The following is a 20,808-nucleotide window of genomic DNA, read 5'->3' as shown; positions in this document are numbered from 1 at the left end:
TTTTTTATGAAGCCAGCTAAACGGCTCTCTTGTACAGCGAATGCCCGTGACGGCTCCTGAGGCGTCCCAGGCAATCGTCCCAGAGTGTAGAGCATGAGTCGTGCCATACCAGCAGTAAAAGATTAACTGCATGATTTATTTGAGGATTAAGTTTATATGACGAATTGTTTTTAAGCCTTGGGTCCGGCAAACCGAATAGGCTCTCGTGTGGCGTTCGGAAAACCGAATGGGCCTGTAGGAGCGAGCTTGCTCGCGAAAAACGCAAAAACGCCGCGTTCATGCTGAATAAACGCGGCGTTCTGAGATTTTTCGCGAGCAAGCTCGCTCCTACAGGATTACGGGTGTGTCAGGCAGCTTGGGTCTTGCTGCGGTTTTGCTCCACCTTGGACAGGTAACGTTGCACGTTTTCCTGTTCTTGCGCAGTGGTGAACAGGCCGAGCTTGGTCCGGCGCCACAGCACATCCTGAGCTTGGGTCACCCACTCTTCGGCGCACAGGTAGTCGACCTCGCGGGTGTACAGGCCGCCACCCAGGTGCTCGCCCAAGTCGGCCAGCGATTGCACGCCTTCGAGCAAGCGCCATGTGCGGCTGCCGTAGGTGGTGGACCAACGGCGGGCGATCTCACTTGGCACCCAGTCGAATTTGCTGCGAATGGCTTCGGCCAGGGCTTCTGGCGTAGTCATGTCCTCGCCGCCAGGCAGGCTGGCTTTGGCGGTCCAGCTCGGGCGCATCTGGGTGAAGTACGGCGCCAGTTGCGCCATGGCCGATTCGGCAAGCTTGCGGTACGTGGTCAACTTGCCGCCGAACACCGACAGGATCGGCGCCTCGCCCGTGCCGCCGGACAGCGCCAGGGTGTAGTCGCGGGTGATGGCCGACGGGTTGTCCGACTCGTCATTGCACAGCGGGCGCACACCGGAGTAGGTGTGGACGATGTCGTCGCGACTCACTTGCTTCTTGAAGTGCGCATTGACCACTTTGAGCATGTAGTCGGTTTCGCCCTCGGTGATCGCGACTGCAGCCGGGTCGCCGGTGTATTCCCGATCGGTGGTGCCGATGATGGTCAGGTGGTTCAGGTACGGAATGGTGAAGACGATGCGCTGGTCCTCGTTCTGCAGGATATGCGCATGCGCACCTTCGTAGAGTTTCGGCACGATGAGGTGACTGCCCTGAATCAGGCGGATGCCGTAGGGCGAGTCCAGCTTCAGGTCGTCCTTGATGAACTTGGCAACCCAAGGGCCTGCGGCGTTCACCAGCGCACGGGCGCGGATCGAAAACAGGCTGCCGTCGGCGCGTTCCATGTTCATTTCCCACAGGCCGTTGCTGCGCTGGGCACTGACGCAACGGGTCTGGGTATGGATGTGTGCGCCTTTTTCGCGGGCGGCCATCGCGTTCAACACGACGAGGCGGGCGTCATCGACCCAGCAGTCCGAGTATTCGAAGCCTTTGGTGATTTCGCTTTTGAGCGGGCTGTCCGGGCCGAACTTGAGGCTTTTCGAACCGGCCAGCTTTTCGCGCTTGCCCAGGTTGTCGTACAGAAACAGGCCGGCGCGGATCATCCAGGCTGGACGCAGGTGCGGGCGGTGCGGCAAGACGAAGCGCATCTGCTTGACGATATGCGGCGCCTTGGCCAGCAGCACTTCGCGTTCGGCCAGCGCTTCGCGCACCAGGCGGAATTCGTAATGTTCAAGGTAACGCAGGCCGCCGTGGATCAGCTTGCTGCTGGCGGAGGAGGTGTGGCTGGCCAGGTCGTCCTTTTCGCAAAGGAATACCGACAAACCGCGCCCGGCTGCGTCTGCCGCAATGCCGACGCCGTTGATCCCGCCACCAATTACGGCAACGTCATAGACTTCGGCAAGCGGTGGAGCAGGCAAGGTAGAAGGGTTCATCGGCTGGCCTCTCGATCTTTTCGTATTGGAATTCGAACATTAATGTTCATTTGCGAAAATGGTAGCTGATAAACGCGGGCACAGCCAGCCGACTTCGATTGAAAAAACTCATCGAAGGAGGGGGAAAGGAAAATTTGTGAACATGAGCCACGGTCAGGCTCGAGAAAATGGGTACCGGATAATCGCCATCGCGGGCAAGCCCGCTCCCACAGTTGGCCGCATTCCCATGCCGGAACTCGATCAAATGTGGGAGCGGGCTTGCCCGCGATGGCGGCGGTGTAGACGCTAGACGACTTCCAACCGAACCTTATGCTCACTCAACAACTGCACCAACGCCGGCACGGGCTGCTGATCGGTCACCAGGCAGTCCACCAGGCTGATCGGCCCCAGGCGAATCATGGCATTGCGCCCGAATTTGCTGGAGTCCGCCGCCAGGATCACCTTGCGCGCATTGGCGATGATCGCTTGGGAAACGCGCACTTCCTGGTAGTCAAAATCCAGCAGGCTGCCGTCTTCGTCGATGCCGCTGATACCTACCAGGGCAAAGTCGACCTTGAACTGGTTGATGAAGTCGACACTCGCCTGGCCCACCACACCGCCGTCGCGTCGCACATTACCGCCCGTGAGCAGCACGTCGAAGTCGTCCTTGGCGCTGAGCATGGTGGCCACGTTGAGGTTGTTGGTGATGATTTTCAAGTGGTTGTGGTTGAGCAACGCACGGGCGATGGATTCGGTGGTGGTGCCGATATTGATGAACAGGGAGGCGTGATCGGGGATCTGCGCGGCGATGGCTTCGCCAATGCGCTGTTTCTCATCGCGCATCTGGTCGGCACGCATGGCGTACGCGGTGTTTTCGACACTGGAGTCATAGGCTGCGCCGCCGTGGTAGCGGCGCAGCAGATTGGCGTCCGCCAGCTGGTTGATATCGCGGCGGATGGTTTGCGGGGTGACAACGAACAGCTGCGCCATTTCCTCGATACTGACATAGCCGCGTTCACGGACCAGCTCGAGGATTTGTTGTTGGCGGGGAGGCAGATTCATGGGGCGTCCTTTGGGCTGCCATACAAAAGTGGCCCATGATGACGCAGGAATCCGCTCCCTGCCAGTTACAACCCCATATGGGTTGCGACGCCTGGCTTATTCAGCGCCTTCGTGGGGCTCCCAGTCACGGGTACGGCTCACCGCTTTTTGCCAGCCGGCGTAGAGCTTCTCCTTGGCCACTTCGTCCAGCTGCGGTTCGAATTCGCGCTCGATCACCGACTTGCCGCGCAATTCGTCCAGGCTGCCCCAGAAACCGCAGGCCAGGCCCGCCAGGTACGCCGCGCCCAATGCCGTGGTTTCGCGCATTTGCGGACGCTCGACCTGGGTACCGAGAATATCGGCCTGAAATTGCATCAGGAAGTTGTTGGCCACCGCGCCGCCGTCCACACGCAGCGACTTGAGGCGTTCGCCCGAGTCCTGTTGCATGGCGTCGAGCACGTCGCGGGTCTGGTAGGCAATCGACTCCAGGGCTGCACGAATGATGTGGTCCACGCGCACGCCACGGGTCAGGCCGAACAACGCGCCACGGGCATACGGGTCCCAGTAAGGCGCGCCCAGGCCAGTGAAGGCCGGGACCAGGTAGACGCCGTTGCTGTCCTTGACCTTGCCGGCGAAGTATTCGGTGTCATGGGCGTCATTGATGATTTTCAGCTCATCACGCAACCATTGCACGGTGGAACCGCCGTTGAACACGGCGCCTTCCAGGGCGTAGGCCACTTCGCCACGCGGGCCGCAGGCGATGGTGGTGAGCATGCCGTGCTTGGATTTCACCGCCTTGTCGCCGGTGTTCATCAACAGGAAACAGCCGGTGCCGTAGGTGTTTTTTGCCTGGCCGGCTTCGACGCACATCTGGCCGAACAACGCAGCCTGTTGGTCGCCGGCGATGCCACCGATGGCGATGCCGCTCTTGGTGCGGCCGTAGATTTCCGAAGAAGACTTCACTTCGGGCAGCATTTCACGCGGCACGTCGAGGATCTCCAGCATCTTCGCATCCCACTCCAGGGTGTGGATGTTGAAGAGCATGGTGCGCGACGCGTTGGTGTAGTCGGTGACGTGGGTCTTGCCGCCGGTAAATTTCCAGATCAACCAGCTGTCGATGGTGCCGAACAGCAGCTCGCCGTTGCGCGCACGCTCGCGGCTGCCTTCGACGTGGTCGAGGATCCACTTGAGCTTGGTCCCGGAGAAGTACGGGTCGGTGACCAGGCCGGTGCTGTCGTTGATGTATTGCTCGTGGCCGTCGCGCTTGAGCTGCTGGCAGATCTCGGTGCTGCGTCGGCATTGCCAGACGATCGCGTTATAGATCGGGCGGCCGGTGACCTTGTCCCAGACCACGGTGGTTTCGCGCTGGTTGGTAATGCCGATGGCGGCAACCTGGTCATGGTGCAGTCCGGCTTGGGCCAGAGCCTCGACCATCACTGCGCTCTGGGTGGCGAAGATTTCCATCGGATCATGCTCGACCCAGCCGGCTTGCGGGTAATGCTGGGTGAATTCACGCTGGGCGGTGCAGACCACGTTGGCGTCACGGTCAAAGATGATCGCGCGGGAACTGGTGGTGCCCTGGTCAAGGGCAATAATGTAGTTCTTATTCTGAAGGTCGGTCATGTCGATTGCCTTGCATGAAAATAAGGGAGTCAGAAATCAGCCTGGGCCGGGAAGGGCAGGGGACCAGGCTGGCGTTTTCAGGAAATACGCGTCTTGCCGTTGACAGCCGTGTCAGGTGTTTCTTCAGCTATAGCAGGTGCGGCGCTCGGCAGATGGCGGGCAATCAACCCGCGATAGGCCGCAGCACCCAGGCATGCGCCGACGATCGGCGCGAAAATCGGTACTAGGAAGTAAGGAATATCGCGACCACCGGTAAAGGCCATTTCACCCCAACCCGCGAAAAAGGTCATCAGCTTGGGGCCGAAATCCCGCGCCGGGTTCATCGCAAAGCCGGTCAGCGGGCCCATGGCGCTGCCGATCACTGCGATCAGCAGACCGATCAGCAGCGGGGCCAGCGGGCCGCGTGGCAGGCCGTTGTTGTCATCGGTAAGGGCCATGATCACGCCCATCAGGATTGCGGTGATGACCATTTCCACCAGGAACGCCTGGGCAGTACTCAGCAGCGCATGGGGGTAGGTGGAGAACACCGACGCCAGCTCCAGGCTGGCCTGGGAGCCGCGCACCATATGGTGGGTTTGTTCGTAATCGAAAAAAAGATTGCTGTAGAGCGTATAGACCAGCGCGGCCGAGCAAAAAGCGCCGGCGATCTGGGCGAGGATATAGAAGGGCAGTTTTCGCTTGTCGAAGTCGGCGAAAAGACACAGGGCGATGCTGACGGCCGGGTTGAGGTGAGCCCCGGAAATGCCGGCGCTCAGGTAGATCGCCATGCTGACGCCAATGCCCCAGATGATACTGATCTCCCACAAGCCAAAGCTGGCGCCCGCGACCTTGAGCGCAGCGACGCAACCCGTGCCGAAGAAGATCAGAAGCGCAGTCCCCAGGAACTCGGCCATGCATTGGCTCGAAAGTGAAGGCTGTTGAAGAGCAGTTGTCATGGAAAACCTCAGTTGTTGTTCTTGTCTGGCGCACGGCCTCAACGGGCTGTTGCGCGATTTTCACCGTGGCAAGGATCCCCATCCCGGACACGGCTTACTGCTGGAACGCTGCAGTCTATTCCTACAGTATTCGGAAACGAAAAAATATAGACAAGAATGACGGCTGTCAAAGGTCGAAAGTGAACTGTCGGTCACTTTCCAACTATTGGTCTGGTGAATGATCACGCTTGTCATACTGCGCGGGCACCTTGAAAGTAGGCGAACTAGAGCGTTTTACGTGGGCTTGGCCTAGAATTGCCCATCTGTTTTCCACCTCCGGAGACGTCATGACCCCTGCATTGGACCTGTTGAAAAAAGTTCGCGCCGAACATCGTATCCACAGTTACGAACATGACCCGAAGGCAGCGTCGTACGGGCTGGAGGCCGCAGAAAAATTGAGCCTTGACCCGGCACAGGTGTTCAAGACCCTGCTGGCCAGCAGTGAAAAAGGCGAATTGTTGGTGGCGGTGGTGCCGGTCGTCGGAAGTCTGGACCTGAAGGCTCTGGCACAGGCCGCCGGGGTGAAAAAAGTCGAGATGGCCGACCCGGCAGCGGCGCAGCGCTCGACCGGCTACCTGCTGGGCGGCATCAGCCCGCTGGGGCAGAAGAAGCGCTTGCGCACGTTCATCGATGTGACGGCGCAGCCGTTTGCGACGATTTTTGTGAGTGCGGGGAGGAGGGGGTTGGAAGTGGAATTGCCGGCGGCGGTGCTGGCGGAGCATACCCAGGCCAAGTTCGCACCGATTGGCCGGGCGTGAACCCCACCTTCGAAGCCAAAGAAGTTCCAATGTGGGAGCTGGCTTGCCTGCGATAGCGGTGCGACAGCCGACTGATATACAGCTGACCCACCGCCATCGCAGGCAAGCCAGCTCCCACATGTTGATTGAGTTTCTTCAGTGAGCGGGACTGTAACGCCGCACGCCTGATTCGGCCTGCGGGATTTGCGCGGCAGTGCTGCCCGACGCCTGGAACAACACCAGATGTTCTGCCGCAACCCGAATCCCTACGTCCGCTCCGACCTGATGGTCTGCATGGCTGGGGAAAATCGATTCCAGCTGCGCGCCGGTCGGCAATTGCAGGCGGTACAGGGTCGACGCGCCGAGGAATGTCTTGCCGACAATTCGGGCTTTCAACGCGCTGTCCGGCGCGTAGACGATGTCGTCCGGGCGCAGCAGCACGTCCACCGCGCCACCGGTAGGCCAGGTATAGGCGCGGTTGCCGCGCAGCTCACCCAGTTCGGTGCTGACCGATTCAGGCGAACTCAATTGCCCGCGGATGAAGTAGCCCTGGCCGATAAAGCTCGCGACGTAAGGCGTCTGCGGTTCGTGATAGAGGTCGTAGGGCGTGTCCCACTGCTCAAGCCGGCCTTCCTTGAAAACACCGACCTGGTCGCTGACCGCGAAGGCTTCTTCCTGGTCATGGGTCACCAGGATCGCGCTGGTGCCGCGTGCCTTGAGGATATCGCGCACCTCATGGCTGAGCTTGCGGCGCAACTCGCCGTCCAGGTTGGAGAAAGGCTCATCGAGCAATAACAGCGCGGGCTCCGGGGCCAAGGCGCGGGCGAGGGCGACGCGTTGTTGCTGGCCGCCGGAGAGTTCATGGGGGAAGCGTTTGCCCAGGTTCTTCAGGTTCACCAGCTCGAGCAATTGCGCGACCATACGCTCTTTTTGCGGGTGCTTGCGAATGCCGAACGCGAGGTTGTCGGCCACGCTCAAGTGCGGAAACAGCGCGTAGTCCTGGAACACCATGCCGATGCGGCGTTTCTCGGGTGCCAGGGTGAACCCGGCACTGGAGATCACTTCACCGGCCAGGCTTATTTCACCTTCGTGCACCGGTTCGAACCCGGCAATCGCCCGGAGTGTGGTGGTCTTGCCGCAGCCGGAAGAGCCGAGCAGGCAACCGATGTCGCCAGCGTTTAGGTGCAGGTTGAGGTTCTGCACCACCCGTTGGTCCTGGTAGCCGCATGCCAGGTTGCGCAGGTTCAGCAATAGTGGCTGGCTCATGCGTGGTGGTACGACGGTGGGACAAGGAATTCGAGCAACGCTTTCTGCGCATGCAGGCGGTTTTCAGCCTGGTCCCACGCGACCGAGCGCGGGTCGTCCAGCAGGTCGAGGCTGATTTCTTCGCCGCGGTGCGCCGGCAGGCAATGCATGAACAGCACATCCGGAGCGGCCAGGTCGAGCAGCGCGCGGTTCACCTGGTAGGGCGCGAACCGGGCGAGGCGCGTGGCGGTCTCCTCTTCCTGACCCATGGAGGTCCAGACGTCGGTGCTCACCAGATGCGCGCCGACCACTGCATCTTTCGGATCGCGCAGCAGTTGCACGCGTCCGTCCGCCTTGGCCAGGAATTCGGGGTTGGGTTCGAAGCCTTCGGGGCAGGCGATGCGCAAATGGAAGTCGAACTGGATCGCCGCTTCTATATAGCTGTTGCACATGTTGTTGCCGTCGCCGATCCAGGCCACGGTCTTGCCCTGAATCGAACCACGGTGCTCAAGGAAGGTTTGCATATCGGCCAGTAACTGGCACGGGTGCAGGTCATCGGACAGGCCGTTGATCACCGGTACCCGGGAATTGGCGGAAAATTCGGTCACGGTGCTGTGGGCGAAGGTTCGGATCATCACCGCATCGAGCATGCTCGACATCACCTTCGCACTGTCGGCGATCGGTTCGCCACGGCCCAGTTGGGTGTCGCGCGAGGACAGGAAGATGGCTTGGCCACCCAATTGGATCATGCCGGCCTCGAAAGACACGCGGGTGCGGGTCGACGACTTCTCGAAAATCATCCCGAGTACGCGGTTTTTCAAAGGCTCGAACAGTACGCCGCGGTGACGCAGGTCTTTAAGCTCAATGCCGCGACGGATCACGCTGACCAGCTCTTCGGGCGTGCAATCCATCAGGGAGAGAAAGTGCCTTGCGCTCATCATTAACTACCTTTTGCAACAGACCGCAGATACTCAAAGCCTTGTTTATTGTGACAACGGGCGAGACCTGCGGCGAAAGCCGCACGGGGCGACGAAATAGGGGAAGGCGCGATCTTATAATTAAATGTCGCGTCTTACCAATAGGGCTACGGTTTTTAGGGTGTTCAAGCAGGGCGCCGGAGCGCGTTTGAAGACGATTTCCAGACAGCAGCGGGCCATTTGTACACTGGCGTCTCGACCTTTTGCAATGCGTCGGGGTGGCCGTAAGCCAGGCTGTGTCGGTTTTGCAGGATATAAGGCGGGTTCTGAAACATTTACTCACGCTTAGTCATGGCCGGGCCTGATGCCGGTCGATTCACGGCGCGAACGTTGGTGGCACCCTTGGCCGTCGCGGCCCATAGTCGCGCCAAAGCCCAATAAAGAGACTGGCCATGACCAAGACTCTCCACCACCGTGCCTGCCATCTGTGTGAAGCCATCTGCGGCCTCACCCTGGAAACCACCAGGGCCGAAGACGGCAGCCTGGCGATTACCTCGATCAAGGGCGACGCCCAGGACAGTTTCAGCCGAGGGCACATCTGCCCCAAGGCCGTCGCGCTGCAGGATATCCAGAACGATCCCGACCGCCTGCACCAGCCGATGTTGCGGGTCGGCAGTGAATGGCAACCCATTGCGTGGGACGAGGCCTTTGCGCTGGTAGCCGAACGGCTGGCGGGTATCCAGGCTCGCCATGGGCAGAACGCGGTGGCGGTGTACCAGGGCAACCCCAGCGTGCACAACTACGGGTTGATGACCCACAGCAATTACTTCCTGGGTTTGCTCAAGACACGCAATCGCTTTTCCGCGTCCTCGGTGGACCAATTGCCTCACCATCTCACCAGTCACCTGATGTACGGCCATGGCTTGCTGCTGCCAATCCCGGATATCGACCACACCGACTTCATGCTGATCCTGGGCGGCAACCCGCTGGCATCCAACGGCAGCATCATGACCGTGCCCGATGTGGAGAAGCGCCTCAAGGCGATCCAGGCTCGTGGCGGTAAAGTGGTGGTTGTCGACCCCCGGCGCAGCGAGACGGCGGCGATGGCCGATCAGCACCTGTTCGTGCGTCCGGGCGGCGATGCGGCGTTGCTGTTCGGGGTGCTCAACACGTTGTTCGGCGAGAACCTGACCCGCGTCAGCCACCTGCCGGTGGAAGGCCTTGATGATGTCCGCCATGCCATCACCGGATTCACCGCCGAGGCCATGAGTCGCCAATGCGCGGTGCCCGCCGAGCAGATCCGCCAGTTGGCGCGGGACTTCGCTGCCGCCGATAAAGCTGTGTGTTACGGCCGCATGGGCGTATCGACCCAGGCATTCGGCACGCTGTGTCATTGGCTGGTGCAATTGATCAACCTGGTGACCGGTAATCTGGACCGTGTTGGCGGTGCGCTGTGCACCACGCCCGCCTTGGATTTGGTGGCGTCGACTGGCGGTGGGCATTTCAATCGCTGGCAGAGCCGGGTTTCGGGGCGCCCGGAGTACGGCGGTGAATTGCCTGTGTCGGCGTTGGCTGAGGAAATGCTCACCGGGGGCGAAGGGCAAATCCGCGCGTTGGTCACGGTGGCGGGCAATCCGGTGTTGTCGACGCCTAACGGCCGGCAACTGGAGCAAGCCCTGGAGGGCCTGGAGTTCATGGTCAGCATCGACCTCTATATCAACGAGACGACGCGGTATGCCGACCTGATCCTGCCGTCCACCTCAGCGCTGGAAAACGATCACTACGACACCACCTTCAATATGTTCGCGGTGCGTAACGTCACTCGGTTCAATCGGGCGATATTGCCCAAGCCCGACGGGGCCCTGCATGACTGGGAGATCTTCGTTGGCCTGGCCACTGCGTTCGCGGTGCAGACCGGTGTTGCGCTCAAGCCGACCCTGCCGCCCGCGCAGATGATTGATTTCGGGCTGCGTGCGGGGACCTACGGTGACGCCTCCAGCCATAAACTCTCGGTGGCGAAGTTGGCGGACTACCCTCACGGCCTGGACCTGGGACCGCTCAGGCCCAACCTGGCGGCGCGTTTGAAAACCGCCGATGGCAAGGTGCAAGCGGCGCCGGCGGTGATCCTCGCCGACCTCGTGCGTTTTGCGGCGCAACCGGCGCCGGTGGCCGATGAACTGCTGATGATCGGCCGCCGGCATGTGCGCAGCAATAACTCCTGGATGCATAACTATCACCGGCTGGTGAAGGGCAAGCCACGGCATCAATTGCTGATGCATCCCGATGATCTGGCCAGCCGGCAGTTGAGTGATGGTCAGCGCGTACGTGTCAGTTCGCGCATCGGCATGATCGAAGTAGACGTCGCGGCCAGCCTGGAGATGATGCCGGGCGTTGTCAGCCTGCCCCACGGTTGGGGACATGGCCGCCCAGGCGTGCGGATGACGATCGCCAGCGAACAGCCCGGCGCCAGTGCCAATGACTTGACCGACGAGCGGCAATTGGATGAGTTGTCGGGCAACGCGGCATTGAATGGCGTTCCCGTGCAGGTAGCAGCCGCCTGAGCACCCGGCTGGAATTTTGCGTTACAATGCGCCACCGTGCCGACCTGTGAGTCGCAAAGTTCCAGCCGAGGTGTTCCATGGATATCATCGAAACGATCAAAGAGCAGATTGCCAACAACACCATTCTGCTTTACATGAAGGGCGCGCCAAACGCTCCTCAGTGCGGTTTCTCCGCGAAGGCTTCCCAGGCTGTGATGCAGTGTGGCGAGAAGTTCGCTTACGTGGATATCCTGCAAAACCCTGAAATCCGCGCCAACCTGCCGAAGTACGCCAACTGGCCAACGTTCCCACAACTGTGGGTGGCCGGTGAACTGGTCGGCGGCAGCGATATCATCACTGAGATGGCCGCTGATGGTTCGTTGCAAGCGTTGATCAAAGATGCAACGCAAAAAGCGGCAGTCAAGACTGACGCTTGATGCGGATGCAATAAAAAGCCCCGCGTCTCATGAGAGCGCGGGGCTTTTTTTTACCTGTTGCCTGAGGGTTATTCGCCCATCTGCGACTGCAGGTAGTTTTCCAGGCTGACCTTGTCGATCAGGCCCAACTGGGTTTCCAGCCAGTCGATATGTTCTTCCTGGTCTTCCAGGATATCTTCCAGCAGTTCACGGCTGCCAAAGTCCTTGGTCACTTCGCAGTGAGCAATGGCGGCCTTGAGGTCGCTGTGGCTCTTGCGCTCAAAACCCAGGTCGCTGCTGAGCATTTCCTGGGTGTGCTCGCCGATGTTCAGCTTGCCCAGGTCCTGCACGTTCGGCAGGCCTTCCAGGAACAGGATGCGCTTGATCAGCGCGTCGGCGTCCTTCATGGCCTTGATGGACTCTTTGTATTCACGCTTGCCGAGCTTTTCCAGGCCCCAATCGTCATACATGCGCGCATGCAGAAAGTACTGATTGATCGCGACCAGTTCATTGGCAAGGATTTTGTTGAGTTGCTGGATGACTGAGATGTCGCCTTTCATGACTGGGGTCCTGCCCTGTAATCGCTGTGTATAAGGCGCAGTTTGAGCGGCGAAATCCTTAGTGTCAAACCTAAGTTATTGAATAATAAATGAAAATTAATCGGAATAAGAATGTTTGTGTTCCGCGTCTTCGCGCTAACTAATTGAATTTCGGACATAAAAAAACCGGACACCAAGTCCGGTTCTTTAAAACACACGAATCAGGCGTGTGTAAATTCTGCTGAATAGGGGGCTGCGGCCTGGGCTGTCTGCAGCTGCGTCAGGGTTTCCCGTACCACTTGTTTGGCCAGGCAAGCACATTTACCGCACTGGCTGGCAACGCCGGTGGTTTCACGTACTTCCTTGTAGCTGCAGCAACCTTCATAGATTGCTTCGCGGATTTGTCCGTCGGTGACGCCGGTACACAGGCACACATACATAAGGAGAACCGTCGCGGTTTAAGGCTTGAGTGCGTTGGATCTTAATGTTAACGAGAATGATTGTCAAAGTAGATTCGCCAGGTATTCGCTGGCACAGCGCCCGCACTGACGAACGGTTTTTTCAGTGTATGATGGTCGATCTTCACGAAGCGTGACTGCGTCACAGGGCTGTCGCTTATAAACGGCAGACTCATGGCCGGTCCTTTTACTTCAATCGTCACCCCTGCATCAGGAGATACCTAATGAGCGTACTCGTCGGCAAACAAGCCCCGGATTTCGATGTCCCAGCCGTTCTTGGCAATGGCGAAATCGTTGACAGCTTCAAACTGTCCGAAGCCATCAAAGGCAAATACGGCCTGGTGTTCTTCTACCCGCTGGACTTCACCTTCGTCTGCCCTTCGGAGCTGATCGCTCTGGACCACCGCATGGACGATTTCAAGGCGCGCAACGTTGAAGTGGTGGCCGTTTCCATCGACTCCCATTTCACCCACAACGCCTGGCGCAACACCGCCATCAATGATGGCGGTATCGGCAAAGTCAAATACACCATGGCTGCCGACATGAAGCACGACATTGCCAAGGCCTACGACGTTGAGTCCGAAGGCGGCGTGGCGTTCCGTGGCGCGTTCCTGATCGACGACAAGGGCGTGGTTCGCTCCCAGATCATCAACGACCTGCCCCTGGGTCGTAACATGGAAGAGCTGATCCGTCTGGTCGACGCGCTGCAATTCCACGAAGAGCACGGCGAAGTCTGCCCTGCCAACTGGAAAAAGGGCGACAAGGGCATGACCGCTTCCACCGAAGGTGTTGCGGCTTACCTGACCGAGAACGCCGGCAAGCTGTAAGCCGGATTCGAGGCCTAAAAAACCCGGCGCTGAGCCGGGTTTTTTATGCCTGGGATTTCAGTCGTTGAAATCTTCCCAGCCGCCCATCTGCTTCCAGCGATTGACGATGCCGCAGAACAGCTCGGCGGTCTTCTCGGTGTCGTAGCGGGCCGAATGCGCCTCACGACCGTCGAAGTCGATCCCGGCCGCCTGACAGGCTTTGGCCAGTACTGTCTGGCCATACGCCAGGCCGGCGAGGGTGGCGGTGTCGAAGCTGGAGAACGGATGAAACGGGTTGCGCTTCATGTCCAGCCGCGCCACGGCGGCATTCAGGAAGCCCAGGTCGAAGCTGCTGTTGTGGCCGACCAGGATGGCGCGTTTGCAGCCATTGGCCTTCAACGCCTTGCGTACGCCACGGAAGATATCGGTCAGCGCCGCTTCTTCACTCACTGCCATGCGCAGGGGGTGATCGAGCTTGATCCCGGTGAACTCCAGGGCGGCCGCTTCGATGTTGGCGCCTTCGAACGGCTCGACGCGGAAGAAGTGGGTATGTTCCGGGAACACGAAGCCCTGTTCGTCCATGCCGATGGTGGTCGCGGCGATTTCCAGCAGCGCATCGGTGGCGCAATTGAAACCACCGGTTTCTACGTCGATGACAACCGGCAGATAACCGCGAAATCGCTCGGCCATCGGGTGACGGGAACCGCCACCGCTATGCTCTTGTTCGTCGTCGTATTGGTCTTCACTCACTTGCTTTCCTCCAGCAGGCGCCAGCGCAGTGTTTCACCGGCGCGCAGCGGGATAACGGTCAGCTCGCCAAAGGGCAGGCTGGCAGGGGCGGTCCAGTCTTCACGAACCAGGGTGATGCGGTCGGTATTCGCCGGCAGGCCATAGAAACGCGGGCCGTTGAGGCTGGCGAACGCTTCGAGCTTGTCCAGGGCGTTGCGCTGTTCGAACGCTTCGGCATACAACTCGATCGCCGCAAAGGCGGTGTAGCAACCGGCGCAGCCACACGCGGCTTCCTTGGCGTGCTGGGCGTGGGGCGCGGAGTCGGTGCCGAGGAAGAACTTCGGATTGCCGCTGGTCGCGGCATCCAGCAACGCCACCTGGTGGGTGTTGCGCTTGAGGATCGGCAGGCAATAGAAGTGCGGCCGAATCCCGCCCACCAGCATGTGGTTGCGGTTGTACAACAGGTGATGCGCGGTAATGGTCGCACCGACGTTGGCCGAGGCCTCGGTCACGAACTGCACGGCATCGGCCGTGGTGATGTGCTCGAATACCACCTTGAGGGTCGGGAACAGCTCGACCACGCGGCGCATATGTTCGTCGATGAAGAGCTTCTCGCGATCGAACACGTCCACATCGCCACGGGTGACTTCACCGTGGATCAGCAGCGGCATGCCGACCTCGGCCATGGCTTCGATGGCCGGCAGGATCTTGTCGATACTGGTCACGCCGGAGTCGGAGTTGGTGGTCGCGCCGGCCGGGTACAGCTTGGCGGCGTGCACGAAGCCGCTGGCCTTGGCCTCGCGAATCTCCGAGGGCTGGGTGCGGTCGGTGAGGTAGAGCACCATCAGCGGTTCGAAGCGGCTGCCGGCCGGTCGTGCAGCGAGGATCCGCTGGCGATAGGCATCGGCTTGCTCGGCGTTACGCACCGGAGGTACCAGGTTTGGCATGATGATGGCGCGGCCAAAGGTGCGCGCGACATCGGCCACGGTGTGGGGTAACGCAGCACCATCGCGAAGATGAATATGCCAGTCGTCGGGACGCAGCAGGGTCAGGCGGTCGGACATTGGGGATTCCAGGCGGGTCAATCTGGTGGGAATGCTACCGGAAAAGACTCTTGCAGGCACTCGCTATCAAGTTTTGCAGGATGCGACCGATAGCAGGGGGTATGCCTTATCGATGTATGACGCCTTGAAGTGTTGTAGCAACCAGTGGAGCCTCCCGTGCGCCAGCATTATCTAGCCCTGCTCAGTGTGTTCGCCAGCCTGCCTGCGATGGCCCTCACGTTCCAGACACGTCTGGAGAATATTGAGTGGAAGGTCGAAGGCGACCAGTTCGAGTGCCGCCTGACACAGCCGATCACCGACTTCGGTTCGGGTGAGTTCGTGCGCCGGGCCGGTGAGCAAGCGACGTTTCGTCTCAAAGCCTATAACGGCTCGCTGGGTACGGGCTCGGCCACCTTGCTGGCCGCCGCCGCTCCGTGGCAGCCGGGCCGTGGTGATATCAACCTTGGCGCCGTGCGCGCTGGCAGCGGCGACGTGTTGTTCAACAGCTCCCAGGCCCAGGCCGGGCGGCTGTTCATTGGGTTATTGGAGGGGCGTAGTCCGACCGTCCGACACTACGGGCGTGAAGGTGGCTACTCGGAAATCCGCCTGTTGCCGGTAAAATTCAACAAGGCCTACAACGACTACCAGCTGTGCACCACCAAGCTGTTGCCGATGAATTACGACCAGGTCAAACAGACCGAGGTCGGCTTCCCGGGGGGAGGTATCGAACTGGACGCCGCAGCCAAGAAGAAGCTGGATGTGATTGTTGCGTTCATGAAGGCCGATCCCACCGTCAACCATATCGAGCTCAATGGCCATTCAGACAATAGCGGCAACCGCCTGACCAACCGCGATGTCTCGCGTCGCCGAGCGCTGGCGGTGATGGACTACTTCAAGGCCAACGGCATCCAGGAATCCCAGGTCACCCTGCGCTTCCATGGCGAAAGTTATCCGTTGGCACCCAACACCAACGCGGCCAACCGGGCGCGCAACCGTCGCGTCAATATCCAGCTTGAACGCGTGGCAGCCCCCGAGAAACCGGCGCCCCAGGCCACGGGCCCAAGCAACCCCGCGCATACCTCGTAAGAATCGAGCACCGGTCGCTCACTCGACATAATCTGTCGCTTTATCTTCATTTGCTGTCGCGCCCCTGTAAATTCACGGTTTTGATCGGTAGAATCGACGCCTTTCCGTACAACCCCGTGGAGTGATGGCATGGCCGACGTAAACAAGGTCGTTCTCGCGTATTCCGGCGGCCTGGACACTTCGGTGATCCTCAAGTGGCTGCAGGATACTTATAACTGTGAAGTGGTGACCTTCACCGCTGACCTGGGTCAGGGCGAAGAGGTCGAACCTGCACGTGCCAAGGCGCAAGCCATGGGCGTGAAAGAGATCTACATTGACGACCTGCGCGAAGAGTTCGTCCGCGATTTCGTCTTCCCGATGTTTCGCGCCAACACCGTCTACGAAGGCGAGTACCTGCTGGGTACTTCCATCGCACGTCCGCTGATCGCCAAGCGCCTGATCGAAATCGCCAACGAAACTGGCGCCGACGCCATTTCCCATGGCGCGACCGGCAAGGGCAACGACCAGGTGCGTTTCGAACTGGGTGCCTATGCGCTCAAGCCCGGCGTGAAAGTGATCGCCCCTTGGCGTGAGTGGGACTTGTTGTCCCGTGAAAAGCTGATGGATTACGCTGAAAAGCACGCCATTCCAATCGAGCGTCACGGCAAGAAGAAGTCCCCGTACTCGATGGACGCCAACTTGCTGCACATCTCCTATGAAGGCGGCGTGCTGGAAGACACCTGGACCGAGCACGAAGAAGACATGTGGAAGTGGACCGTCTCCCCGGAGAACGCTCCCGACAAGCCGCAGTACCTGGAATTGACCTACCGCAACGGTGACATCGTCGCGCTGGACGGCGTCGAAATGACCCCGGCCACCGTACTGGCGACCCTGAACCGCATCGGTGGCGAACACGGTATCGGCCGTCTCGACATCGTCGAGAACCGCTACGTGGGCATGAAGTCCCGTGGCTGCTACGAAACCCCGGGCGGCACCATCATGCTGCGTGCCCACCGCGCGATCGAGTCCATCACCCTGGACCGCGAAGTGGCTCACCTCAAGGATGAGCTGATGCCCAAGTACGCCAGCCTGATCTACACCGGCTACTGGTGGAGCCCTGAGCGTCTGATGCTGCAGCAGATGATCGACGCCTCCCAGGCTCACGTGAACGGCGTTGTGCGGCTCAAGCTCTACAAGGGCAATGTGATCGTGACCGGTCGCAAGTCCGATGACTCACTGTTCGATGCCAACATCGCCACCTTCGAAGAAGACGGCGGCGCCTACAACCAGGCGGACGCAGCAGGCTTTATCAAATTGAACGCGTTGCGCATGCGCATTGCGGCCAACAAAGGCCGCTCGTTGTTCTAATTTTCTGCCCGCTGTAAGGAATGGCCCCTTTCCGAGGGGCCATTTTTTTTGCGCGTAATTGTGTAGATGTCGGTGATGTTTATTGCGGTTAAACATGCATGGATGTTTAACCGCGACCGTTGTCAAAATCTGGATTTGAATGAAGAGTTGATGGGTTTTTGTAGGGAGAATGAATTTTTTACATCTATGTAGGAACCGGTCTTACAGAAAATTCACTCATGTAAGTGCGGCGGATATATAAATCGCTGAATCGTCTGTAGGAATTAAGGATGTAAGTGAATATGTTTAGTGGAACTGAAAAAAATGGATTTCCGTCAGCGGTTTTCTCGGCCGGACACCAGAGGCAAGGGGCATTTCCTGAGAGTTATGTGCGGCACGTTTACCCCGCCCCCCATGTGCCGGGGATATTTCACTCAAAGTATGTAAGCCTCCGGAAAGGTCTGAAAGGATCCATAAAAGTAGATCCCTCCAGGATGGTGTTTTTTTGTAGGGCATTTCCTTTATCGCTGTGGGGTGGGTCTCTGCTTGCTGTTGCTTGGGGGGGAACGCTATGCCAACTAGGAAACGACTAGGCTATTGTGCTTGCTCTAAATAATTCGAACAGCGAAATTGGACTTTCTCATGAATAAAGTGCTGATCGTGGATGATCATCCCGTCATTCGTCTTGCTGTGCGTATGCTAATGGAGCGTCATGGTTATGAGGTCGTTGCCGAGACCGATAACGGTGTCGATGCGTTGCAACTTGCACGGGAGCATATGCCGGACATTGTCATACTGGATATTGGGATACCCAAACTTGATGGCCTGGAAGTTATTTGCCGGCTGTCTTCTACCAAACAACCGGCACCGTTCAAGGTGCTGGTGCTTACGTCCCAGGCGCCTGGCCATTTTTCCATGCGTTGCATGCAGGCGGGCGCCGCAGGCTACGTGTGCAAGCAACAGGACCTGACCGAGTTGCTGAGCGCGATCAAAGCCGTCCTGTCGGGGTACAGCTATTTCCCGAACCAGGCGCTCAACTCGGTACGCTCCACCATGGGCAATGCCAGCGAGGCCGATATGGTCGAACGTCTATCGGGGCGCGAGATGATGGTATTGCAGCAACTGGCCCGGGGCAGGACCAACAAGGAGATTGCCGACGGCATGTTCCTCAGCAACAAGACCGTCAGCACCTACAAGACGCGCTTGCTGCTCAAGCTCAACGCGCGCTCACTCGTAGACCTGATTGAACTGGCCCAGCGTAACGGCTTGGTCTAGATGAGGCATTGCCCCCCGCATTGCCTGCATAACCGGTAGAAAAAAGCCTCCGTGAGGGAGGCTTCCGGCCGTCGACCGCCCTATCAGAGATCGAAGTCGTAATCGGCCAGTTGTTTTTGCAAACGTCGTTCTTCCAGCAGATTGTCGATCGTACGGCGTTTGCTCAAATTGGTCTTGGCGACCTCTGCCACGGGGGCCTCGACCACATCATCGTCCGACTCAACGAGGTCGTCTTCCACTTCCAGTTGTTCTTTGCCAGTGCTCATAGGGTTCACTCCAGGCTAAGACTGCCGTTGGCGCCCCTTATAACGATAATCCATGGCCTGGTAAAAAAGATTTTTTCAATCGGTTGATCGAGAAAACCTATGCTTGCTCAATCGTCGGAGGTCTTGTCTTTGTATTCGCACAGGTCTTCGATGCGACAGCTGCCGCAACGAGGCTTGCGCGCCTGGCAAACGTAGCGCCCGTGAAGGATCAGCCAGTGGTGGGAGTCAAGAAGATACGGCTTGGGCACGAACTTCATCAGCTGCTTTTCCACCTCCACCACGTTCTTGCCGCGCGCAATGCCGGTGCGGTTGCTGACCCGGAAGATGTGGGTGTCCACGGCCATGGTCAGTTGCCGGAACGCGGTGTTGAGCACCACATTGGCGGTTTTACGACCAACGCCCGGCAGAGCTTCCAGGGCTTCGCGGGTTTGCGGCACCTCGCTGCCATGCAGTTCGATCAGCAGGCGGCAGGTTTCAATCACATTCTTGGCCTTGCTGTTATACAGGCCGATGGTCTTGATGTAGTGCGACAACCCTTCCACACCCAGGGCATAGATGGCCTCGGGTGTGTTGGCCACCGGGTACAACTTGGCCGTGGCCTTGTTGACGCCGACGTCCGTGGATTGGGCCGAGAGGATCACCGCAATCAGCAATTCGAACGGTGAGGAATAAGCCAGTTCGGTCTTGGGTTCAGGATTGTCTTCGTGAAACCTGCGGAAAATTTCCAGGCGTTTTGCGGCGTTCATCGGACGGTCGGTTCCTTGCACAAGCGGTCAGCTTGATTGCGAATTCAGCGGGAATTCAAATTGTGGGGTCATGGGCCTCGACCTGGCGCTGGGCTTCGTCAAGCCTGTGTTGCGCTTGCGCCAATTGCTGCGGAGCGGCCTGTTGGTCCTGGGCTTTTTTCAACTCGGCTCGGCGCATCGCCAACTGGATTTTCGCGCGTTTGAGGTCAGCGCTGGTACCGGGCGACAGCGATGCTGCCGGTGCGCTGTGCACTTCCAGCGCCGCCAGCGCCTGCTCCGCTGCCTCAAATTGCTGTTGCAACACGATCAATTGCGACTGCTGTTCAAAAGTCGGTGGATGCCCAAACGCTTTCAGAGACTTGTGCAATTGCGCACGGCTCATTGCCACATTGACCTTGGCTTTTTTGACTGCCGCATCCTGGGCCGCTTGCGCCGCATCCAGGTGCATCGGCTCCGCCGGCACCGAGCGTTTGGCCCGGGCCAGACGTTCGGCGAGTTTGTGCGCGTCTTCACGCTGCAGGCGCGCGTTGCGTTGCTCGAAACGCCGCCGTGCGCGGTCGCGCTTGACGCCTCGTTCATGACGCTGATGATCGTTGCGCGCCAGGCCGCCGACGATCGGGACAATATTGGTCAATGGGCGCATTTCTATGCAGTCCACCGGGCACGGCGCGACGCACAGGTCGCAGCCGGTGCACTCGTCGATGATCACCGTGTGCATCAACTTGGCGGCGCCGACGATAGCATCCACCGGGCACGCCTGAATGCATTTGGTGCAGCCGATGCATTCGGCTTCACGAATATAGGCAACCTGCGCGGGCGCTTCGCCACGGGACGTGTCCAACTCAAGCACCGGCAGGCGCAGCAGTTGCGCCAGGCTGGCGATGGTTTCCTGCCCACCGGGCGGGCATTTATTGATCGCCTCGCCTTGGGCGATGCCTTCGGCGTAAGGCTTGCAGCCCGGTTGCCCGCACTTGCCGCATTGGGTCTGCGGCAAGAGCGCGTCGATACGTTGAATCAGGTTCATGAAGTGATCATGGCATGCCGGTTAAATAAACAGGGCCTAATGTGGCGAGCGGGCTTCTTGTGGCAAACGGTCTTCTGTGGCAAATGGGCTTCTGTGGCGAGCGGGCTTGCCCCGCGTTGGGCTGCGAAGCAGCCCCAGTAGGCCTCCATGGTA

General features: G+C 59.3%; 20 protein-coding genes. 7 read left to right on the top strand and 13 right to left on the bottom strand.

Annotated elements, in window-relative coordinates; translation table 11 throughout:
- Positions 1 to 346 precede the first annotated feature (346 nt).
- The 4 genes from glpD to KVG91_RS27295 all read right to left on the bottom strand — a co-directional run bounded on the left by glpD (position 347) and on the right by KVG91_RS27295 (position 5,463).
- Positions 347 to 1,885 (bottom strand): glycerol-3-phosphate dehydrogenase, encoded by a 1,539-nt coding sequence (glpD, locus tag KVG91_RS27310; protein ID WP_169376646.1) that lies wholly within the window; start codon positions 1,883 to 1,885, stop codon positions 347 to 349.
- Positions 1,886 to 2,170: 285 nt separating this feature from the next.
- Positions 2,171 to 2,926 (bottom strand): DeoR/GlpR family transcriptional regulator, encoded by a 756-nt coding sequence (locus KVG91_RS27305; protein ID WP_076951400.1) that lies wholly within the window; start codon positions 2,924 to 2,926, stop codon positions 2,171 to 2,173.
- Positions 2,927 to 3,022: 96 nt separating this feature from the next.
- On the bottom strand, positions 3,023 to 4,528 hold the full coding sequence (gene glpK, locus KVG91_RS27300; protein WP_169376647.1) for a glycerol kinase GlpK: 1,506 nt from the start codon (positions 4,526 to 4,528) through the stop codon (positions 3,023 to 3,025).
- Positions 4,529 to 4,605: 77 nt separating this feature from the next.
- A complete protein-coding gene (locus tag KVG91_RS27295) occupies positions 4,606 to 5,463 on the bottom strand; it encodes an MIP/aquaporin family protein (protein ID WP_169376648.1) in 858 nt (285 codons plus the stop codon).
- Positions 5,464 to 5,789: 326 nt separating this feature from the next.
- Here KVG91_RS27295 and ybaK point away from each other — a divergent pair, with 326 nt between their 5' ends.
- Positions 5,790 to 6,260, top strand: coding sequence for a Cys-tRNA(Pro) deacylase (gene ybaK, locus KVG91_RS27290; RefSeq protein ID WP_169376649.1), 471 nt, complete (start codon positions 5,790 to 5,792; stop codon positions 6,258 to 6,260).
- 135 nt (positions 6,261 to 6,395) lie between these two features.
- Here the strand turns inward: ybaK and KVG91_RS27285 are convergent, their stop codons facing one another.
- Together KVG91_RS27285 and argF are read right to left on the bottom strand one after the other, a co-directional pair.
- Positions 6,396 to 7,505 carry an ABC transporter ATP-binding protein gene (locus KVG91_RS27285; protein WP_169376650.1) on the bottom strand — a complete coding sequence of 370 codons (1,110 nt, stop codon included), beginning with the start codon at positions 7,503 to 7,505 and terminating at the stop codon, positions 6,396 to 6,398.
- Positions 7,502 to 8,422 (bottom strand): ornithine carbamoyltransferase, encoded by a 921-nt coding sequence (gene argF, locus KVG91_RS27280; protein ID WP_169376651.1) that lies wholly within the window; start codon positions 8,420 to 8,422, stop codon positions 7,502 to 7,504. The genes KVG91_RS27285 and argF overlap by 4 nt, the downstream gene beginning before the upstream one ends.
- Before the next feature lie 431 nt (positions 8,423 to 8,853).
- Here argF and KVG91_RS27275 point away from each other — a divergent pair, with 431 nt between their 5' ends.
- Both KVG91_RS27275 and grxD read left to right on the top strand, forming a co-directional pair.
- Complete coding sequence (locus KVG91_RS27275; RefSeq protein ID WP_169376652.1) at positions 8,854 to 10,962, top strand: molybdopterin oxidoreductase family protein; 2,109 nt, start codon at positions 8,854 to 8,856, stop codon at positions 10,960 to 10,962.
- Positions 10,963 to 11,039: 77 nt separating this feature from the next.
- The gene (gene grxD / locus KVG91_RS27270; RefSeq protein ID WP_169376653.1) at positions 11,040 to 11,378 is read left to right on the top strand and encodes a Grx4 family monothiol glutaredoxin; all 339 of its coding nucleotides are present in this window, start codon (positions 11,040 to 11,042) and stop codon (positions 11,376 to 11,378) included.
- A gap of 68 nt (positions 11,379 to 11,446) precedes the next feature.
- Here grxD and bfr read toward each other — a convergent pair whose 3' ends face one another.
- Together bfr and KVG91_RS27260 are read right to left on the bottom strand one after the other, a co-directional pair.
- Positions 11,447 to 11,917, bottom strand: a complete 471-nt coding sequence (bfr, locus tag KVG91_RS27265) for a bacterioferritin (protein WP_169376654.1) — start codon at positions 11,915 to 11,917, stop codon at positions 11,447 to 11,449.
- Positions 11,918 to 12,117: 200 nt separating this feature from the next.
- Positions 12,118 to 12,336, bottom strand: a complete 219-nt coding sequence (locus KVG91_RS27260) for a bacterioferritin-associated ferredoxin (protein WP_083216687.1) — start codon at positions 12,334 to 12,336, stop codon at positions 12,118 to 12,120.
- 242 nt (positions 12,337 to 12,578) lie between these two features.
- Between KVG91_RS27260 and KVG91_RS27255 the strand changes: the two genes are divergently transcribed.
- Positions 12,579 to 13,181, top strand: a complete 603-nt coding sequence (locus KVG91_RS27255) for a peroxiredoxin (RefSeq protein ID WP_057724790.1) — start codon at positions 12,579 to 12,581, stop codon at positions 13,179 to 13,181.
- Positions 13,182 to 13,238: 57 nt separating this feature from the next.
- Here KVG91_RS27255 and rnt read toward each other — a convergent pair whose 3' ends face one another.
- Both rnt and pyrC read right to left on the bottom strand, forming a co-directional pair.
- A complete protein-coding gene (gene rnt / locus KVG91_RS27250) occupies positions 13,239 to 13,910 on the bottom strand; it encodes a ribonuclease T (RefSeq protein ID WP_169376655.1) in 672 nt (223 codons plus the stop codon).
- Positions 13,907 to 14,953: a dihydroorotase gene (gene pyrC / locus KVG91_RS27245; RefSeq protein WP_169376656.1), complete on the bottom strand. Its 1,047-nt coding sequence runs from the start codon at positions 14,951 to 14,953 to the stop codon at positions 13,907 to 13,909. The genes rnt and pyrC overlap by 4 nt, the downstream gene beginning before the upstream one ends.
- Before the next feature lie 156 nt (positions 14,954 to 15,109).
- Between pyrC and KVG91_RS27240 the strand changes: the two genes are divergently transcribed.
- The 3 genes from KVG91_RS27240 to KVG91_RS27230 all read left to right on the top strand — a co-directional run bounded on the left by KVG91_RS27240 (position 15,110) and on the right by KVG91_RS27230 (position 18,619).
- Entirely contained in the window at positions 15,110 to 16,018 is a 909-nt protein-coding gene (locus tag KVG91_RS27240) for a flagellar protein MotY (protein WP_169376657.1), read from the top strand.
- A gap of 129 nt (positions 16,019 to 16,147) precedes the next feature.
- Positions 16,148 to 17,365 carry an argininosuccinate synthase gene (locus KVG91_RS27235; protein ID WP_012722490.1) on the top strand — a complete coding sequence of 406 codons (1,218 nt, stop codon included), beginning with the start codon at positions 16,148 to 16,150 and terminating at the stop codon, positions 17,363 to 17,365.
- Positions 17,366 to 17,986: 621 nt separating this feature from the next.
- Positions 17,987 to 18,619, top strand: coding sequence for a response regulator transcription factor (locus KVG91_RS27230; protein ID WP_010212736.1), 633 nt, complete (start codon positions 17,987 to 17,989; stop codon positions 18,617 to 18,619).
- Positions 18,620 to 18,702: 83 nt separating this feature from the next.
- Here KVG91_RS27230 and KVG91_RS27225 read toward each other — a convergent pair whose 3' ends face one another.
- The 3 genes from KVG91_RS27225 to rsxB form a co-directional block, all read right to left on the bottom strand.
- Complete coding sequence (locus KVG91_RS27225; protein ID WP_049709748.1) at positions 18,703 to 18,885, bottom strand: PA3496 family putative envelope integrity protein; 183 nt, start codon at positions 18,883 to 18,885, stop codon at positions 18,703 to 18,705.
- Positions 18,886 to 18,992: 107 nt separating this feature from the next.
- Positions 18,993 to 19,631, bottom strand: a complete 639-nt coding sequence (gene nth / locus KVG91_RS27220) for an endonuclease III (protein ID WP_169376658.1) — start codon at positions 19,629 to 19,631, stop codon at positions 18,993 to 18,995.
- A gap of 55 nt (positions 19,632 to 19,686) precedes the next feature.
- Positions 19,687 to 20,655: an electron transport complex subunit RsxB gene (rsxB, locus tag KVG91_RS27215; RefSeq protein ID WP_169376659.1), complete on the bottom strand. Its 969-nt coding sequence runs from the start codon at positions 20,653 to 20,655 to the stop codon at positions 19,687 to 19,689.
- Positions 20,656 to 20,808: the final 153 nt, after the last annotated feature.

Source organism: Pseudomonas azadiae, assembly GCF_019145355.1.
Lineage (GTDB): Bacteria > Pseudomonadota > Gammaproteobacteria > Pseudomonadales > Pseudomonadaceae > Aquipseudomonas > Aquipseudomonas azadiae.
This window is presented reverse-complemented; position numbering and strand designations above follow the sequence as displayed.

Bases quoted from the DNA above. Each gene is read 5' to 3' on its own strand.
- KVG91_RS27230 (WP_010212736.1), top strand. From the start codon at position 17,987: ATGAATAAAGTGCTGATCGTGGATGATCATCCCGTCATTCGTCTTGCT.
- KVG91_RS27225 (WP_049709748.1), bottom strand. From the start codon at position 18,885: ATGAGCACTGGCAAAGAACAACTGGAAGTGGAAGACGACCTCGTTGAG.
- nth (WP_169376658.1), bottom strand. From the start codon at position 19,631: ATGAACGCCGCAAAACGCCTGGAAATTTTCCGCAGGTTTCACGAAGAC.
- glpK (WP_169376647.1), bottom strand. From the start codon at position 4,528: ATGACCGACCTTCAGAATAAGAACTACATTATTGCCCTTGACCAGGGC.
- ybaK (WP_169376649.1), top strand. From the start codon at position 5,790: ATGACCCCTGCATTGGACCTGTTGAAAAAAGTTCGCGCCGAACATCGT.
- grxD (WP_169376653.1), top strand. From the start codon at position 11,040: ATGGATATCATCGAAACGATCAAAGAGCAGATTGCCAACAACACCATT.
- KVG91_RS27275 (WP_169376652.1), top strand. From the start codon at position 8,854: ATGACCAAGACTCTCCACCACCGTGCCTGCCATCTGTGTGAAGCCATC.
- pyrC (WP_169376656.1), bottom strand. From the start codon at position 14,953: ATGTCCGACCGCCTGACCCTGCTGCGTCCCGACGACTGGCATATTCAT.
- KVG91_RS27285 (WP_169376650.1), bottom strand. From the start codon at position 7,505: ATGAGCCAGCCACTATTGCTGAACCTGCGCAACCTGGCATGCGGCTAC.
- KVG91_RS27295 (WP_169376648.1), bottom strand. From the start codon at position 5,463: ATGACAACTGCTCTTCAACAGCCTTCACTTTCGAGCCAATGCATGGCC.
- argF (WP_169376651.1), bottom strand. From the start codon at position 8,422: ATGAGCGCAAGGCACTTTCTCTCCCTGATGGATTGCACGCCCGAAGAG.
- rsxB (WP_169376659.1), bottom strand. From the start codon at position 20,655: ATGAACCTGATTCAACGTATCGACGCGCTCTTGCCGCAGACCCAATGC.
- KVG91_RS27235 (WP_012722490.1), top strand. From the start codon at position 16,148: ATGGCCGACGTAAACAAGGTCGTTCTCGCGTATTCCGGCGGCCTGGAC.
- bfr (WP_169376654.1), bottom strand. From the start codon at position 11,917: ATGAAAGGCGACATCTCAGTCATCCAGCAACTCAACAAAATCCTTGCC.
- KVG91_RS27305 (WP_076951400.1), bottom strand. From the start codon at position 2,926: ATGAATCTGCCTCCCCGCCAACAACAAATCCTCGAGCTGGTCCGTGAA.
- KVG91_RS27255 (WP_057724790.1), top strand. From the start codon at position 12,579: ATGAGCGTACTCGTCGGCAAACAAGCCCCGGATTTCGATGTCCCAGCC.
- glpD (WP_169376646.1), bottom strand. From the start codon at position 1,885: ATGAACCCTTCTACCTTGCCTGCTCCACCGCTTGCCGAAGTCTATGAC.
- KVG91_RS27260 (WP_083216687.1), bottom strand. From the start codon at position 12,336: ATGTATGTGTGCCTGTGTACCGGCGTCACCGACGGACAAATCCGCGAA.